Annotated in this window: 19 protein-coding genes; 8 read left to right on the top strand and 11 right to left on the bottom strand. The window is 62.2% G+C overall.

All coding sequences use genetic code 11. The annotated features are described in order from the left end of the window. Positions 1-43: 43 nt before the first annotated feature. The 4 genes from AAFP29_RS05335 to AAFP29_RS05320 form a co-directional block, all read right to left on the bottom strand. The gene (locus AAFP29_RS05335) at positions 44-1,405 is read right to left on the bottom strand and encodes an FAD-binding oxidoreductase (RefSeq protein WP_419216265.1); all 1,362 of its coding nucleotides are present in this window, start codon (positions 1,403-1,405) and stop codon (positions 44-46) included. Then, complete coding sequence (locus AAFP29_RS05330) at positions 1,405-2,508, bottom strand: NADH:flavin oxidoreductase (RefSeq protein WP_419216264.1); 1,104 nt, start codon at positions 2,506-2,508, stop codon at positions 1,405-1,407. The genes AAFP29_RS05335 and AAFP29_RS05330 overlap by 1 nt, the downstream gene beginning before the upstream one ends. After that, positions 2,505-3,191 carry an NAD(P)-dependent oxidoreductase gene (locus AAFP29_RS05325; RefSeq protein ID WP_419216263.1) on the bottom strand — a complete coding sequence of 229 codons (687 nt, stop codon included), beginning with the start codon at positions 3,189-3,191 and terminating at the stop codon, positions 2,505-2,507. The genes AAFP29_RS05330 and AAFP29_RS05325 overlap by 4 nt, the downstream gene beginning before the upstream one ends. Before the next feature lie 108 nt (positions 3,192-3,299). Continuing rightward, complete coding sequence (locus tag AAFP29_RS05320) at positions 3,300-3,572, bottom strand: GlsB/YeaQ/YmgE family stress response membrane protein (RefSeq protein WP_419216262.1); 273 nt, start codon at positions 3,570-3,572, stop codon at positions 3,300-3,302. 167 nt (positions 3,573-3,739) lie between these two features. Between AAFP29_RS05320 and AAFP29_RS05315 the strand changes: the two genes are divergently transcribed. Continuing rightward, complete coding sequence (locus AAFP29_RS05315) at positions 3,740-4,189, top strand: MarR family winged helix-turn-helix transcriptional regulator (RefSeq protein ID WP_419216261.1); 450 nt, start codon at positions 3,740-3,742, stop codon at positions 4,187-4,189. Between the two features lie 17 nt (positions 4,190-4,206). Here the strand turns inward: AAFP29_RS05315 and AAFP29_RS05310 are convergent, their stop codons facing one another. The 3 genes from AAFP29_RS05310 to AAFP29_RS05300 form a co-directional block, all read right to left on the bottom strand. Beyond that, the gene (locus AAFP29_RS05310) at positions 4,207-4,827 is read right to left on the bottom strand and encodes a hypothetical protein (RefSeq protein WP_419216260.1); all 621 of its coding nucleotides are present in this window, start codon (positions 4,825-4,827) and stop codon (positions 4,207-4,209) included. 35 nt (positions 4,828-4,862) lie between these two features. Continuing rightward, positions 4,863-5,060, bottom strand: coding sequence for a hypothetical protein (locus AAFP29_RS05305; RefSeq protein WP_419216259.1), 198 nt, complete (start codon positions 5,058-5,060; stop codon positions 4,863-4,865). A 62-nt stretch (positions 5,061-5,122) separates the two neighbouring features. Then, on the bottom strand, positions 5,123-5,596 hold the full coding sequence (locus AAFP29_RS05300) for a hypothetical protein (RefSeq protein ID WP_419216258.1): 474 nt from the start codon (positions 5,594-5,596) through the stop codon (positions 5,123-5,125). 327 nt (positions 5,597-5,923) lie between these two features. Here AAFP29_RS05300 and AAFP29_RS05295 point away from each other — a divergent pair, with 327 nt between their 5' ends. Together AAFP29_RS05295 and AAFP29_RS05290 are read left to right on the top strand one after the other, a co-directional pair. Beyond that, positions 5,924-6,865, top strand: coding sequence for an NADP-dependent oxidoreductase (locus tag AAFP29_RS05295; protein WP_419216257.1), 942 nt, complete (start codon positions 5,924-5,926; stop codon positions 6,863-6,865). Between the two features lie 54 nt (positions 6,866-6,919). Further along, a complete protein-coding gene (locus AAFP29_RS05290; protein WP_419216256.1) occupies positions 6,920-7,630 on the top strand; it encodes a T3SS (YopN, CesT) and YbjN peptide-binding chaperone 1 in 711 nt (236 codons plus the stop codon). 51 nt (positions 7,631-7,681) lie between these two features. Here AAFP29_RS05290 and AAFP29_RS05285 read toward each other — a convergent pair whose 3' ends face one another. Both AAFP29_RS05285 and AAFP29_RS05280 read right to left on the bottom strand, forming a co-directional pair. Further along, positions 7,682-8,203 carry a methylated-DNA--[protein]-cysteine S-methyltransferase gene (locus AAFP29_RS05285; RefSeq protein WP_419216255.1) on the bottom strand — a complete coding sequence of 174 codons (522 nt, stop codon included), beginning with the start codon at positions 8,201-8,203 and terminating at the stop codon, positions 7,682-7,684. A 10-nt stretch (positions 8,204-8,213) separates the two neighbouring features. After that, complete coding sequence (locus AAFP29_RS05280) at positions 8,214-10,094, bottom strand: propionyl-CoA synthetase (RefSeq protein ID WP_419216254.1); 1,881 nt, start codon at positions 10,092-10,094, stop codon at positions 8,214-8,216. A 167-nt stretch (positions 10,095-10,261) separates the two neighbouring features. On the opposite strand from AAFP29_RS05280, the gene AAFP29_RS05275 reads away from it, so the two are divergent. From AAFP29_RS05275 to AAFP29_RS05265, 3 genes are all read left to right on the top strand, one after another. Beyond that, the gene (locus AAFP29_RS05275; protein ID WP_419216253.1) at positions 10,262-10,651 is read left to right on the top strand and encodes a hypothetical protein; all 390 of its coding nucleotides are present in this window, start codon (positions 10,262-10,264) and stop codon (positions 10,649-10,651) included. Positions 10,652-10,717: 66 nt separating this feature from the next. Then, positions 10,718-11,005, top strand: a complete 288-nt coding sequence (locus tag AAFP29_RS05270; protein ID WP_419216252.1) for a hypothetical protein — start codon at positions 10,718-10,720, stop codon at positions 11,003-11,005. A gap of 15 nt (positions 11,006-11,020) precedes the next feature. Then, positions 11,021-12,241 (top strand): serine hydrolase domain-containing protein, encoded by a 1,221-nt coding sequence (locus tag AAFP29_RS05265; RefSeq protein WP_419216251.1) that lies wholly within the window; start codon positions 11,021-11,023, stop codon positions 12,239-12,241. A gap of 15 nt (positions 12,242-12,256) precedes the next feature. Here AAFP29_RS05265 and AAFP29_RS05260 read toward each other — a convergent pair whose 3' ends face one another. After that, positions 12,257-12,619 (bottom strand): PLD nuclease N-terminal domain-containing protein, encoded by a 363-nt coding sequence (locus AAFP29_RS05260; protein WP_419216250.1) that lies wholly within the window; start codon positions 12,617-12,619, stop codon positions 12,257-12,259. Between the two features lie 75 nt (positions 12,620-12,694). Beyond that, entirely contained in the window at positions 12,695-14,044 is a 1,350-nt protein-coding gene (gene gdhA / locus AAFP29_RS05255; RefSeq protein WP_419216249.1) for an NADP-specific glutamate dehydrogenase, read from the bottom strand. A gap of 281 nt (positions 14,045-14,325) precedes the next feature. Between gdhA and AAFP29_RS05250 the strand changes: the two genes are divergently transcribed. Both AAFP29_RS05250 and AAFP29_RS05245 read left to right on the top strand, forming a co-directional pair. Beyond that, the gene (locus tag AAFP29_RS05250; protein ID WP_419216248.1) at positions 14,326-14,904 is read left to right on the top strand and encodes a TerD family protein; all 579 of its coding nucleotides are present in this window, start codon (positions 14,326-14,328) and stop codon (positions 14,902-14,904) included. Further along, the gene (locus AAFP29_RS05245) at positions 14,897-16,084 is read left to right on the top strand and encodes a DUF475 domain-containing protein (protein WP_419216247.1); all 1,188 of its coding nucleotides are present in this window, start codon (positions 14,897-14,899) and stop codon (positions 16,082-16,084) included. Before AAFP29_RS05250 ends, AAFP29_RS05245 begins: the two co-directional genes overlap by 8 nt. Positions 16,085-16,087 lie beyond the last annotated feature (3 nt).

Here is a 16,087-nt window from a genome sequence, read left to right as displayed (position 1 = left end):
AGTTGCCGACAGACTAAGAATCAAAGTGATTCTCGGAATTCGGTCACCACAGCACCCCCGGATTCAGCAGCCCGCGTGGATCGAGCGCGGTCCGAATGGCTTTCATCGCGGCGACGTCAGCCGGCTCACGAGTCGACATCCAGCGCGTCTTAGCGCGTCCGATCCCGTGTTCGGCGCTGACACTGCCGTCCGCGCCGGCGACTACTGCCAGCGCCGCATCGGCCAGCGCGTCTTGCGCTTCGGGTGGCACGTCGAGGTAATTGACGTGCACATTGCCGTCGCCGATGTGCCCGAACAGAATCGTCCGACATGGGTATGGTTGCGAATCTCCCAGTGCAGCAAAGGAATTCAGCGCGTCGGTCATAGCCGCCAGCGGCACCGAGATATCAAGCTTCACCGGTACGGTCGACGATGCTCTCGCGATCGCCTCGGTATGCCCTTCACGGATCTCCCACAACGCCCGCGCCGGGCCCTGCTGACCCACTATGTCGCGTACCCCGGCCACCTCGGAAACCGCCTCGGCCGCAACGGTATCGAGGTTTCCTGGACCCGAAACCTCGACAAGCGCGTAGAACGGACCCGGGATCGTCGTCGGCCGGCGACGGCCGTACTCGCCGACCAGATCGACACCGGCTGCGGTCATCAACTCTGCCGCTTCGATCCTGAGTCCAGACGCTTCAAGCGCGTCGACGAGTTCGAACGCGACTCGCGCCTCATCGATCGCGGCGACGCTGACAAATCGAGACGATGCGGGACGCACCAGCCCGAGAAGCACCCGGGTAATGATCGCCAGGGTGCCTTCACTCCCGGCGAGCAAACCCGGGAGGTCATAACCCACATTGTCTTTCGTCAGTCGCTTCCACCGCCGCACGACCGTGCCATCGGCGAGAACCGCCTCTACCCCCCGCACCTGCGCCCGGGTGTCACCGTGAGCGATCACGTGAATGCCACCCGCGTTGGTGGCTACGATACCGCCCGCGGTGGCACTATCCCGCGACGCGAGGTCGACCCCGAATGCAAGGCCGACTTCACCTGCACGCGAGGCGATTTCGGAGACCGTCGCGCCGGCTTGAACTTCAATGCACCTGTCGATCGGATCAGGCGCACCGACTTCATTCATGCGGGCGGTACTGAGCACAATCGAGAGTGAATCGGATTCGGATGGCACCGAACCCCCGACCAGTCCGGTGTTGCCACCCTGTGGACAGATATTGATGCCCTGCGCCGCACAGACTTTCACGACAGCGACAACTTCCGCAGTAGTCGACGGCCGAATAACCGCCAGCGCGCTCCCACGGTAGCGGCCGGTCCAATCGGTCAGGTAGCCCTGTGCAGCGTCCGGATCGGTGATGACATGCGGGGCACCGACGATATCCGCGAATTCCCGCAGCGCCCCGACAGTCATCAAATCAACCGGTCGCGGAACGTCGGATCGTAGGCGACGATCTCGTCCGCGCGTCCTTCCGCATGTTTGCGCACCCAGTCGGGATCAGACAGCAACGCCCGGCCGATGGCTACCAGATCAAACTGATCGGCATCGAATCCTGTTAGTAGCGCGTCGATTCCGGCGGCGGCCGCCGATGTTGACCCCACTCCCTGACTGCTGGTGAAGACTTGGTCGAGTCCCACCGAGCCGACCGTGATGGTGGGCACCGACGCCAATTTGCGGGTCCAGCCTGCGAGCGTGAGATGCTCGTCGGCGTCGGGGAACGCGACATCGCCAAAGCGACGAGTCGAGGCATGCAGAATATCGACACCCGCATCGGTAAGCGCGGTGACAATCTCTCCCAATTCGCCTGGGGTGTCGGCGATCCGGGCGGCGTATTGATCAGACTTCCACTGCGAGAAGCGATAAATAATGGCGAAGTCCGGGCCGACGGCGTCACGTACCGCACGCACCACCGCGGTCGGAAACGCAGTCGGCTCACCGTACTCGTCGGTCCGCCTGTTGGTATTGCGCCAGAGGAACTGATCGAGCAGATATCCGTGTGCGCCATGCAATTCCAGCCCGTCGAAGCCCACCTCGACGGCGAATTTCGCGGCGCTGGCATAGGCCTCGACGAGAGCGTCGACGTCGGTCGTGGTCAGGGCTCGACCGAGCGGTGAGCCGTCCAGCGCCAGACCCGACGGTGATACCGACTCCACTTCGGGTCGATATTTCGGATTATCGCCGCGTACGGCGCCAAGATGCCAGAGTTGCGGCGCGATCTTTCCGCCTTCGGCGTGGACCTGATCAACGACCTTGGCCCACCCTGCTGCGGCATCGTCGCCGTAGAGGTGCGGAATGCGTCGGCCCGGCCCGACTGCGGGATCGGGAATGTAGGCACCTTCGGTAATGATCAGGCCAACACCACCGGCCGCGCGCTTACGGTAGTACTCGGCAACATCATCACCCGGCACACCTGCGGGCGAGAACATTCGGGTCATCGGCGCCATTACCACGCGGTTGGGCAGCGTCAGGTTGCGAGCGGCGAACGGGGTGAGCAAGCTTGCGAATGTCTCGGTCACGCGCGCGTTCCTTCGGTGGTCGTCTCCAGCGCGGAGAGTGCATCGGCGATCGGGCTGGTGCCGTCGTTGAATTCGACGATCGCTCCAACGGCGGCGGGTGCGACTAGCGTGGCCGCGATGACTTCGGCGACCGTCGATCGACGGACCGAACCTTTGTCGATCGGGGTCTGGGTGGAGTTGACCTCGATGCCGCCCGCGGTGGGCTCGTCGGTGAGACGACTGGGCCGCAGGATCGTCCACTCCAGATCGGTCGCCCGCAAGGCCGCGTCGGCCGCGGTCTTCGCTTCGGCGTAGGCGTAGAACGAATTGTCCTGCGGTACACCATGATCGGGGCCGGCGCCAAAATAGGACACCATCACGTAGCGGCGCACGCCAGCGCGAGCCGCCGCCGCCATCGACTCGATCGCGGCATCACGATCGACTGCGTAGGTGCGGGCGGCATCACCCCCGCCCGCACCCGCCGACCACACCACGGCGTCGGCACCGCGCAACGCATCGGCGACCTCCTGCATCCCCGCGTGCTCGACGTCGAGGACCAGCGGATGCGCTCCAGTCGCGACGATGTCGGCCGCCTGGTCGGCGTTACGGATGATCGAGGTCACCTCGTCGCCGCGGGCGCTCAGTAGTCTCGCTGCATTCAGGGCGATCTTGCCGTGCCCGCCGATGATGGCCACCTTCGTCATATGTGCTCCGTTCCGTGTGGTTAGTCTCCCCGGGTGCAACGCTTCGGGCCCGGCCTCGCATTCCTGCGACACCGGGCCCGAAGGGTGAGATACACCTCGCGCGGAGGCTCAGTCTTTGAGGACCTTCGGTGCGACCGTCTCCCATAGCGCGACGAGCGCAGCCGCGGCGGCGATGGAAATAATCCAGCGAATCCAGTCGATTCCGCCGGTATCTCCCTTGTCCAGCAAGCCTTCCCACACCCAGTAGCCGATCAAGGCTCCGGCGATGCCGAGCACAACGGTTATCACCCAGCCGATCGCCTGCTTACCCGGCATGACCAGGCGAGCAATCGCGCCGATGATGGCGCCGAAGATAATCGTTCCGATGATTGAACCGATCATTGCGGTGTCCTCCTGTAGAGACTTCACAGATATGACATACCTGCCGCCGATGACGCTACCGCTCCGTGGCGCACGAACATGTCCGTTTCGGGTCACGATGAGCTACCGATTGATTACTTAGCGGCCGACAACTACTAATTGAGTATCCCCATCGACCGAAAGCGCACATGAGCACCGCACCTACCCCGTCCAAGGCTGCCCATCTCCATCACAATCTGATCCGGATCAGTCGGTCACTACGTGCGAGCGCCGGTATCGGCGGGCTGACTGCGGGGTCATCGTCGGCGCTGTGGACAATCGTCAACAATCCGCCACTTCGGCTGTCCGACATCGCCGAACGAGAGTCGGTCGCCGCGCCGACGATGTCGCGCATCGTGGCCAATCTGGAGACTTCGGGTTATGTCGAGCGCACGGTCGATCCCGCCGACGCCCGCGCCCGACTGTTCACTGCCACTCCGGCCGGCATCGAACTGATTACCAACGCGGGATCGCGTAAAGCACAGGTTCTTTCCTCGGCGATCGAAACCCTCTCCGAAGGCGATCAGGCCAAGGTTCAAGAAGGCCTGGAAATCCTTGCCCGTGCGCTGACCGGATCGGCGGCAGTCGAAAACAAGTAGTGAGGGCGACAAGGGCGCTATGCGGTCAGCAACCGGGTTATTTCCGCGGTGACATTTTCTCTGGCAGCCGCTTCCCAGTGTGTCCGTCCGTATTCCGTTGCGTAGATCGGTCCCCCCGACACCATCGCATCGAGTATCGCTGCCCTGGCCGGGCCAAACACCGATTCGGGCACATCGGCATATTCGGCGCGAACCAGGGCCGCATAGTTTTCGTATTGGTCCGAAGTGCCGCCGAGTACCGCAAGATCGGCATCGCTGAGCGCGGCGGCGTTTCGGTCATCCACATCGACGTCGTGCGCTGTAGTCGCCTCGATCAGTCGCGCCACCTCGTCCACCAACTCGACGGGCCGCCCGACCAGCATGTCCCTGGCGAGTTCGGCCGACGCCGCCTCGTTGTCAGATCGATCGATCTCGTAGACGGCGTCGTGGAACCATGCAGCCAGATAGACCGGCTCTGAATCGAAGGGCACACCGTGGTCGGCGAGCGAATCAAGGTGAGCCAGAACAGCTTTGAGATGTTCGACGGTGTGGTAGCGCCGATGCGGCGCAGACCACCGAACGAGCAAATCTTCGACGTGCGCGGGTGTCAGAAGATCCGAATCCGGCAGTAGCGCGATTTCATCAGTCGACTCACCCATTGGGCCACGCTAACGCATAACCGCGGCGAAAACGATTACAGGTGCGTCGATGATCCATTGCGACTACGGCGGAATAGGACAAACCCGCCGTAGACGGCGAGGGCGACGAACGCCAGCCAAAACAGACCTTTGAGCAGCGGCCCGATTATTGCGAGGAAGATCAATACGGCGACGATCACGCCGAGGATCTTCCAGAACGATGTGCCATTGGTATTCGAGGTTGAAGTAGTCATGCATCCACTGTGGCCGCGAGAGGCTCCGAAATCATCAGCGAACTGCACACTTGGGGGAAAGATCAGGGCATACCCCCACCGTGGGGCAATCGCTTCGGTGTAGTTGTGCAATAGCCCAGCTCGTCGGGAGAACTGAATCCCCCACGATCACGGAACCAAGCCATCACCAAGTCGGCGATCACCGACGCGGACTCGGTCACCAGATATCCATGCGTGCAGTCTTCGAAGAGATCGTCATGATGCCAACGATTGAGTTCGGTGTCGGGTGCGGCGTAACTGTCGAGCAAGGGAATGATCATCAGCATCGTCGACAACCTCAGCAACAGGCGACCACCTGCCAATCGCTGGATTTGCGCACAGTGCACGTCATAGGAATCTCCGACACATACGTGATGCGGTCCCACGTCAAGGACCCCGGCGACCGGAACACCGCAGATACGTTCCTCCAACCACGCGGCCGCGCCCAGCCATGCTGACGGGCCGATATCAGGTGATGACGGACCATGTTCGGTGTCGTGGCGATCAGGTATTGCCATGGCTGCTCCTCCTCGTGTGGCTTGTTTTGAGTAGAGCACGGCAGTCTGACAATCTTCGCCCACACGTTCGACATCGGCGCCGAGTAGCGTCTAAACAATGAATGCCGACCCTGTTGACTCCCTACTCAGATGGACTGACTCGGGTGCGATCTGGCGGGTGTTGTCCCGTAGCGAGAACTCCGTCACCGTGGGCCTCTTTCGGTGCGACGGCGGCGAAGAGGTCGATCGAATTGCCTCGTCGGCGCCCGAACTCGTCGCCTTCGTCGGGACTAGGACCTCGAGCGAGGACTGAGGAATAAGTCATACCGCCGCCGACTTGAACCGGCTATGGCAAAGAGAGTCGTAGCAACCGCATTCGGACAGCCCGTCGACGTCGTCGAAGTTCACGACATCGCGACTCCGGTACCGGCGAAGGGTCAGGTGGTCGTCGCGACACGGGCGAGCGCGCTCAATCCGATCGACGTGAAGACAATCTCCGGCGTCATGGGCGCCGACCCGGCGCGGTTGCCCATCGCGATCGGATTCGAGGCCGCCGGCGTGGTTAGCTCGGTCGGCGACGACGCGGTCAACTCAGCTGGCCGCCCAATCGTCATCGGTGACGAAGTGGTGGTTTACCGCGCCGATGGTGGTCTGTCCACGGACATTCTCGCCAACGGGACCGATGTCCACGAAAAGCCGACTGACTTGCCCTTCGACGTAGCGGCGGGCCTGCTATTGGTCGGCGTCACCGCCGCCGACGCGATCGCCACCGCCGAAATCTCCGGCACCGACACGGTACTCATCCACGGCGGTGCAGGGGCAGTCGGAACCATCGCAATCCAGCTCTCGATTGCCAAGGGCGCCAACGTAATCGCCACCGCCGCAGCGTCGAATCACGAGTACCTGCGCGGACTCGGCGCAGTTCCGGTGACCTACGGCGAGGGGCTGCTCGAACGTGTTCGTCAGGCCGCGCCCGACGGGGTCACCGCCGCCATCGATACCGTCGGCACCGACGAAGCCATCGATGTATCGGTCGCGATAGTGGCCGACCCGAAGCGGGTCGTCAGCATCGCGGCCTTCGGTCGCGGTTCCGACGCGGTACTGGTCAACGGATCGACTCCGCAGAGCCAGCATAATCGTCGCGAGGCTATCCCCCGGCTCCTCGCCGACGCCGCCGCGGGCCGGCTGACCCTCGAGGTGGGGAAAACCTTCGCCCTCGACGACGCCGCCACCGCACTCACCGAACTCGCCACCGCTCATCCACGCGGAAAGCTGATCTTGCATCCCTGAGTCCGTCGGCGCCGGCTGAGGATGATCGGCGGTCGGACAACGTAGGGTCGGTATATGCCCGAGCTCACCCCGGACGAACTCGATGAACAGGTCGACGCCGTGTTCGGCACTTTGCTCGAGTCGCCACCGACCCGAGACGATGACGGCGACATTCCGCTGCAGCTCGACTCGTGCACTCTCTATGTCAGCACCGTCTACGACGCCCGCGCAATCGACGTGTGGGCACCGATTGTGGTCGCCATCAATGACACCGCGCAGGCGGCGTTCACCGTCCACTTCCTGAACAACAAATTCCCCGAACTCAAGTTTCGATTGCTCGCCGATCGGCTTATCGTCGGGAGTCGACTGTTCGCCGACCCGCTCGTGACACCGCACGTCGAGCGCATCCTGGGCCATCTTTCGCAGGCGCTCACCAGCCGCGACGAAATCGCGACCGCGTTGGGCGGTCGAACCGCGGATACCCCTGAGCCGGATTGGCGCGATGACGAACAAGAGCGCGAGCGGACGATTCTCCGAACAATCTTCGAGTTGCAACACGCCGACAACCAGATCAGCACCGACGACGTAATCGCCATCTGCCGCGGCGACCAGCAGACCGTCCTCAACGTTCTCGCATTGTCGAATAACCTTGAGACACAACTTCGTTCAGATGCCGACCACGACCTCGATCCAGACGATGCCGCGCACGACCGGGCATCGGCCGACGACTGGAAGCAGACCAGCGATGCGCTTCGAGTGGCACTGCGCACCATCGCGTTGGGTTAGTCGCAGTGCGCGGCGCGTCATTCTGGAGCCAAGCATCCGGCGCGTCGGCCGTCAAAATAGCCGCGCCTCCCTGACGTCGGCCGGCTCCTCGAGCTCGAGCAAGAAGCGTTTGCGTTCCATCCCGCCCGCGTAGCCGACCAGTTTTCCATCGCTTCCGACGACTCGGTGGCAACCAACCACGATGCCAACGGGGTTCTGACCGGCCGCCCGACCCACCGCTTGCGCCAGGCCCACGCTGCCCAGATCAGCGGCCAGTTCACCGTAAGTCCGCGTACGTCCATAGTCGATCGCCGCGATGAGATCCCACACACTCTTCTGAAAATTGTTGCCACGCAATGCCACTGGCAGCTCGAATATCTCCCGTGCCCCATCGAAATACTCAGCCAGTTGCCGGGCGGCACCGTCGAGGAAGTCGTCATCAGCGATAGCCACCAGTTGACCGTCGGCGTCGTCGGCGCGCTGTTTACCACCGCGGAAATACACTCCGACGAGACAGTCGACCCCGTCCTGCGTGTCGGCGACCAGTGCGATCTCGCCGATAGGGCTCTGGATCACAGTGTGGCGCAACATCATCGGCAAATCATCACCGTGGCCGCAATTGTTCGGCCAACACATCGAGGACCGCGACATCCTCGATCGTGGACGGGATCGCATACTCGTCGCCATCGACGATCTGCCGCATCGTCTTTCGCAGGATCTTCCCCGAGCGCGTCTTCGGCAGTGCCGCAACTACGGTCACATCGCGGAAGGTAGCCACCGCACCGATTTCCTCCCGCACCATCGTGACCAATTCCCGCCGCAGAACGTCGGGATCGACTTCGGCGCCGGCCTTCAGAACCACGTAGCCGCTGGGGCGTTGGCCTTTGAGATCGTCGGCGATGCCTACGACCGCGCATTCGGCCACTGCCGGATGCGTAGCGACGACGGCTTCGATACTGCCGGTCGAAAGCCGGTGTCCGGCAACGTTGATCACATCATCGGAGCGGCCGAGCACAAAAACGTATCCGTCCGTGTCGAGATAGCCGGAGTCGCCGGTGAGATAGAAGCCCGGAAAGGCTGACAGATAGGAATCATGAAACCGCTTCTCGTCTCGCCATAGCCCGGCGAGTGTTCCCGGTGGCAGCGGGAGGCTGATAACGATATTGCCTTCGACACCCGGATCAACCCGATGGCCCTGCGCATCAACGACTTTCACGTCAAATCCGGGAACCGGCACCGTCGGCGAACCCGCCCTGATGGGCATCGGCTCAAGACCGCGCAGATTGGCCGCAATAGCCCAACCGGTCTCGGTCTGCCACCAGTGATCGACCACCGGGACTCCCAAAACCCGTTCAGCCCAATAGAAGGTATCTGGATCGAGTCGCTCACCGGCCGCGAAAAGAGTCCGCAGCGAGGAAGTGTCGTAGTTGGCCAGCTCGCTGGCCTCCGGGTCGACTTTGCGGATGGCGCGGATCGCGGTCGGCGCGGTGAACAGCGCATTGACCCTGTGTTCGTCGATGATTCGCCAGAAAGCGCCCGCGTCCGGGGTGCCGACCGGTTTGCCTTCGTACATCACCGACGTCGCGCCGACGAGTAGCGGCGCGTACACGATGTAGGAATGCCCGACCACCCAGCCCACGTCAGAGGCCGTCCACCACACATCACCCGCGCCGATGTCGTAAATGTTGCGCATCGACCACGCAAGCGCCACCGCGTGTCCACCGTTATCCCTCAGCACACCTTTGGGTTTGCCCGTGGTACCCGATGTGTAAAGGATGTACAGCGGATCGGTTGCGGCAACGGTCGTCGGTGCCGCCGGCACTGCGTTCCCGACGAGCTCATCCCAATCGAGCCAGCCCTGATCAGCGGCGGTGCCGGGCACCTGTGGTCGATCTTTCACGATAATTTCCGATGGCGGATTCTTCGACAGCTCAAGGGCTTTGGCGACGATAGGCAAATACTCGATCACTCGGCCCGGCTCTAATCCGCCGGAAGCCGTGACCACCGCGACCGGCTGGGCGTCGTCAATACGACTGGCCAATTCCGGCGCCGCGAAACCGCCGAAGACCACCGAATGGACAGCGCCGATCCGTGCGCAAGCCAGCATCGCGATGGCCGCCTCCGGAATCATCGGCAAGTAGATTACGACTCGGTCGCCCTTGCGTACGCCCCGCGCAGCCAACGCTCCGGCGAAGCGAGCGACCTCGTCGAGTAGTTCGGCGTAGCTATAGGTCCGCTGCTCCCCGACCATCGCCGAGTCCCAGATGAGCGCCGCCCGATCACCATTGCCTTCGGCCACATGGCGATCGAGGGCATTGACGCTGGTGTTCAGTTCGGCGTCGGGAAACCAGCGGTAGGCAGGTGCGGCGGAATCATCGAGGGCGCGCGTGGGTGCGGTGACCCATTCGATCGGTGCTGCGGCGGCGAGCCAGAAGCCTTCGCGGTCGGAGATGCTGCGGGCGAATTCCTGTGCATAACCACTCATGCAATGACCCTATCGTCCGAATCTTGCGCGAACAGGCGATCGCACGGCGTACTCAGTCGCCCATCCGGACGAATTCACGCGTGTCACGAGTTGTTTCGAACCATTGACGCCGCCGTCGGGCGCATACTTCGACCAGCACGAAATTCCCGGCGCATCGAGGTAGACCCATGAGAAGGTTCATCGGCATAGTCGTCGCGGCCATCGCGGCTACCTGCCTCTCTTCCCAACCTGCGGCAGCGGTGCCACAGACGGTCATCTACGACTGCGGCGGCGCGAGACAGGTCCGTCCCACTGAGATCATCGTTTACTGCGGCGACGCCGGGATAACGGTCGGATCCATCACCTGGAAGGTGTGGGGTCGAAACACCGCGGACGGCAACGGTATTCAATACACCAAGCTGTGCGTACCGAACTGTGCCGCGGGCGGCGTCGCATCCCGGCCCGTCGACATCCGCCTCTACAAGACAGTCGACGGCGAGTTCACCCGCATCACACTTGCAGGTGTCACCGGCACGCAGTCATACCTGCTGACCGGCGCGAGCCCGCGGCGTCGCTAACGATCCACAGCGATCTCGCAGCAGACTCGAACAGATGTGTCATAGGGCCGCGCTAGCGTCTGGCATATGGACATCACCCACACCCCCGCCGCCCAACCGCTGTCCGTCGACCTTGCTGTCGAACAAGTCGCCCTCGCCTGCCATCACGATCCAACACTTGTCGCGCGCCTGGTCACCCACGCCGAACGCCAGTCGGCGCGGTGGAACGATCACGAGCGGCATTGCCAGTCGCTGGCAGAGTTCACCGCTGCCCAGACCGCATCCGAGCAGGCGCAGACCTGGTCACTGTTGCACGCGAAATTTATTGCCGTTCAGCGCCATCTACACACCGGACAAGTTCAGATGGCGTCGTAGCCCAGAATGGAGGCCATGAGCACCCGTACGGACGCCTCCCCGTTCCCTGACCATCTGGCACTACATCTTGATCCGGTGGTCCGCGCTGCGTGCGATGGTCCCGAAACCGGGGAGGGACGTGTCCCCGGGGTCGTCGCCGGTGTCACTACCGACACCGAGACGGTGTATTTGTCCGCAAGCGGTCAGCGAGCCCTCGACACCGATGCGGCGATGTCCACCGATACCGTCTTCGGTATCTTCTCGACCACCAAGGCGATCACGGCGACCACCGCGTTGGCTCTGGTGGACGACGGCATACTGGATCTCGACGCACCGGCAGACACCTATCTGCCGGAATTGGCCGGTATCAAAGTCATCGAGGGATTCGACGAGGCGGGCAACCAACAACTGCGTCCCGCCCGGTCAGTTCCGACGACTCGCCAATTGCTCACGCACACTTCAGGATTGGGCTACGCCTTCTACAGCGACCGGTACCTGCGACTGGCGAATGATTTCGGGGTTCCCGATATCGCCACCTGTAAACGTGCATCCATTCAGACGCCGCTGTTATTCGATCCCGGCACCGACTGGCTGTACGGCACCGGCCTCGATTGGACCGGCCTGATCATCGAGGCGATAGCCGGCGCCCGTCTGGGTGAGGTGATGACCGAGCGCATTTTCGCCCCACTTGGCATGTCCGACACAGCATTCGGCGTCAACGACGCTGGCCGTGAGCGACTGACAACACTGCACCATCGCCGCCCCGACGGCTCACTCAGACCCAATCATCGGTTCGCGCCGATCGCCGATCCCGAAGTCCATATGGGTGGGCACGGGCTCTACTCGACTGTCGGCGACTACCTCAAGTTCCTGCGTATGTGGTTGCGCGACGGCAACTCCGACGACGGGACACGCGTCATCGCCGCGAGCACGATCAAGGCGGCCGGCCAGGATCATTTGCATCCGCTGAAACTGCACGATCTCACCTCGACAATGCCACCCCTGTCCAACGACACCAGATTCCTTCCCGCACAATCCTGGTCGTTAGCATTCGCTCGGGACGGTGCACCGGCACCGTCTGGTCGCGCTGCGGGCTCATTGAGCTGGGCCGGGCTGGCGAACCTGTACTTCTGGATCGATCCGCAAAACAAGATCGCCGGATACTGGGCAGCCCAGCTGTTCCCCTTCGCCGACCGGGTCAGCTTCGAGCACTACCAAGCATTCGAAGCCGCCGTCTACCATGCACTGGCGAGCTGACGAGGCACCGAAGGATCAGATGTCGCCGTCGCGACGTTCCTGCTCACGTTTCTGCTCACGTGCGACACGCCGCTGCTCCTCGGCCCGCGCGCGAAGGCCTTCGAGAAACTCGCGGTCCGCTTCCGGATCGGCGGGAATGTAGCGCCCGGGCCGATCGTATTCGGGGTACTCAGAGGCGAGCGGCCCCCGACGGCCGGTGTCACCGGCGGTCGGACGGCCGACGGCCAGCCACACCAGCGACCCGACAAGCGGGAGAATGATGACCACGATGACCCACCCGACTTTTGGCAGTCCCCGGATCCGCGATTCGTCGGTCCCAATGATGTCGATCAGCGCTATGACCAGTACCAGCAGTATTAGTAGGCTGATATAAGGCATGATCCCCTCCCGTAAAATCCGTCTTCAGTACGACGAATCTAGCAGGGTGGTGCCGATGTGACGAGTCGTGGTGGCTCAGATAACTCCCAACGCCAGCATCGCGTCGGCGACATGCACGAACCCAGAGATATTGGCACCTTGCGCATAGTTGCCCGGGGCACCATATTCCTCGGCGGTGTTCAGGCAGCGGTCGTGGATCCCGCGCATGATTTCAGCAAGACGCCCCTCGGTGTATTCGAAGGACCAAGAATCTCTGGACGCGTTCTGCTGCATTTCCAGCGCACTTGTCGCGACGCCGCCGGCGTTGGCGGCTTTGCCCGGGGCGAACAACACGCCGGTTTCAGCGAACGCTTTCACCGCCTCCGGGGTACAAGGCATATTCGCCCCTTCGGCAACTACTCGGCAACCATTCTTGATCAATTCCGCGGCGTCGAATTCGTCGAGTTCGTTCTGTGTCGCGCAGGGAAGTGCGACGTCGACCGGAACGTGCCAGATCGAGCCCGACGTCCCCAATCGGGCGTCGCCACCGCGTTCGGCGACGTAAGCGTCGATACGTTCGCGGCGAGTGAGTTTGACCTCCTTCAACAGCTCCAGGTCAATACCCTTCTCGTCGATCAGGTAGCCGGACGAATCTGAACAGGCGATAACCGTGCCACCCAATTCGGTGACTTTTTCGATCGCATAGATCGCGACATTTCCAGACCCGGACACCGCCACGCGACGCCCGTCGAAGGACTCCCCCGACGTGCGCAGCATCTCGTTGACGAAATATGCCAACCCATAGCCGGTCGCTTCGGTGCGAACCTGCGACCCGCCCCAAGCCAGGCCCTTGCCGGTCAACACCCCCGATTCATAGCGGTTTGTGATCCGCTTGTACTGGCCGAACAAGTAGCCAATCTCCCGGCCGCCGACTCCGATATCACCTGCGGGAACGTCGGTGTACTCGCCGATATGGCGGAACAATTCAGTCATGAAGGATTGGCAAAACCGCATCACCTCGGCATCCGATCGCCCCTTCGGGTCGAAATCGGCGCCACCCTTGCCGCCGCCGATTGGCAGACCGGTGAGCGCATTCTTGAAAATCTGCTCGAAGCCGAGAAACTTGACGATGCCGAGGTAGACGCTGGGGTGGAAGCGCAGGCCGCCTTTGAACGGTCCGAGAGAAGAATTGAACTCGACGCGGAAACCGCGGTTGATCTGCACCTGTCCGGAATCGTCCACCCACGGCACCCGGAAGATGATCTGTCGCTCCGGCTCACATAATCGCTGAATGACTGCGAGGTCGGCGTAATGCGGATGCCGCGAAACCACCGGCCCGAGGCTGTCGAACACCTCGCGTACCGCCTGGTGAAACTCTTGCTCCCCAGGGTTTCTCCAGGCAACCTCGTCGAAGAGGCTCTGCAATCTTACGTCGACCTGTGCCACTGATCACTCCTGGTTTTGAAATCGCTAGAAACACGCAAATGCACGCATATCAGTCACCCTAGACACCGTGCTTCGCGACCCGCGCACGCCCCCGCGTATGCCGAACAGATGACGCCGCACGTACACCTCCTGGGCGAACATCATTGGCGTTGAACGCATTTCACGGCCCCCGGCGCCGATGTCCGGGCGGCGCATAGGATTGGCAGCGCACGATTGTCTGCGTCATCTGTTAGGAATGTGGCGATAGGCACACACTCGGCCATCGAATTGGAGGAAGTCATATGAGCGTCAGTTTGGCCAAGGGCGGAAACGTTTCGCTGACCAAGGAGGCCCCCGGTCTCACATCAATCTTCGTCGGACTGGGCTGGGAAGCCCGAACCACGAGCGGTGCGGATTTTGATCTCGATGCCAGCGCCTTCGTACTCGGCACCAACGGCAAGGTGCTCTCCGACCAACACTTCATCTTCTTCAACAACTTGACCAGCCCCGACGGCTCGGTCGAACACACCGGCGACAATCTCGTCGGCGGCAGTGGCGGCGACGACGAGGTCCTCAAAGTCGCGCTAACCGCGGTACCCCCGACTGTCGACCGCATCGTCATCGCCGTCACCATCTACGAGGGCCAGGCACGCGGCCAGTCCTTCGGCCAGGTCCGCAACGCCTACATCCATGTGCTCAATCAGGCGGATAACACCGAATTGACGCGTTACGACCTCACCGAGGACGCGTCGAATGAGACCGCGATGATCTTCGGCGAGCTATATCGCAACGGTGCCGACTGGAAGTTCCGCGCGGTCGGTCAGGGTTATGTCAACGGGCTGCACGGTCTGGCCACCGACTTCGGCGTCAACGTTGGCTGACGGACATCCATCGCTGTTCCGGACCTTCGGGTGGTCGATCGGAATCGCGATACTGGGCCTCATCGGAGGCTTCTGGTATGGCCAAACCACGGGTCTCGCGGTCGTCGCGATCCTCGCTGTCCTGGAGATCTCGCTGTCCTTCGACAACGCGGTGGTCAACGCGACGATTCTGCGGCGGATGAGTCCGTATTGGCAAAAGATCTTCCTTACCGTCGGCATCTTGATCGCCGTCTTCGGTATGCGCCTGATCTTCCCGCTGCTCGTCGTCGGGATCACGGCGAAACTCAATCCGGCCGAGGCACTCCGGCTGGCGATGGAGAAGGGCGACCCGGAAACGCCCGGTACCTACGGTTATCTACTCAACGACGCCCACCCGGCGATCGCAGCCTTCGGCGGCATGTTCCTGTTGATGCTCTTCCTCGGATTCGTATTCGACGAGAAGGACATCAACTGGCTGAGCTGGATCGAACGCCCTCTCGAGCGAATCGGCAAACTCGATCAACTCGCGGTGGTCATCGCACTCGCGGCCCTCGTCGTCTCGGCCTACACGCTGGCTCCCGACAACAAGATCTCCACGGTCCTGCTGTCCGGAATTCTGGGCATCATCACCTTCTTGCTCGTCAATGGGCTCGGCGAATTGTTCAACATCGAAGAAGAGGACGAAGAAGCCGAACTCGATGCCGAGGCACCGTCAAAGGGCGGTAACACTCAGTTGGCGGTAGCGACCGGCAAGGCCGCGTTCTTCCTCTTCGTCTACCTCGAATTCATCGACGCCTCGTTCAGCTTCGACGGCGTCGTCGGCGCCTTCGCGATCACCTCTGATCCGATCATCATCGCCATCGGACTGGGCGTCGGCGCGATGTTCATCCGATCGCTGACCGTCTTCCTCGTCCGACGCGGAACTCTGAGCGAGTACGTCTACCTTGAGCACGGCGCCATGTGGGCGATCGGAGCGTTGGCGGTCCTGCTACTGGTGACGATGCGCTACGAAGTCCCCGAAGTTGTTGTAGGACTTGTGGGAGTCGGTCTGATCGCATTGTCACTGATGAGCTCGATCATCCGACGGCGACGAATAAGTGCTCTCGGGAATGAGGACGAATCGAGTGACGACGAACGAGCGGTAGATACGTCCGGCGTCCCCGACACACCGGTATCCCAAGCCACAACCAAAAACCTTTAGGAG

It is taken from the genome of Gordonia sp. CPCC 205333, from assembly GCF_048537885.1.
Taxonomy (GTDB): Bacteria; Actinomycetota; Actinomycetes; order Mycobacteriales; family Mycobacteriaceae; genus Gordonia.
This window is presented reverse-complemented; position numbering and strand designations above follow the sequence as displayed.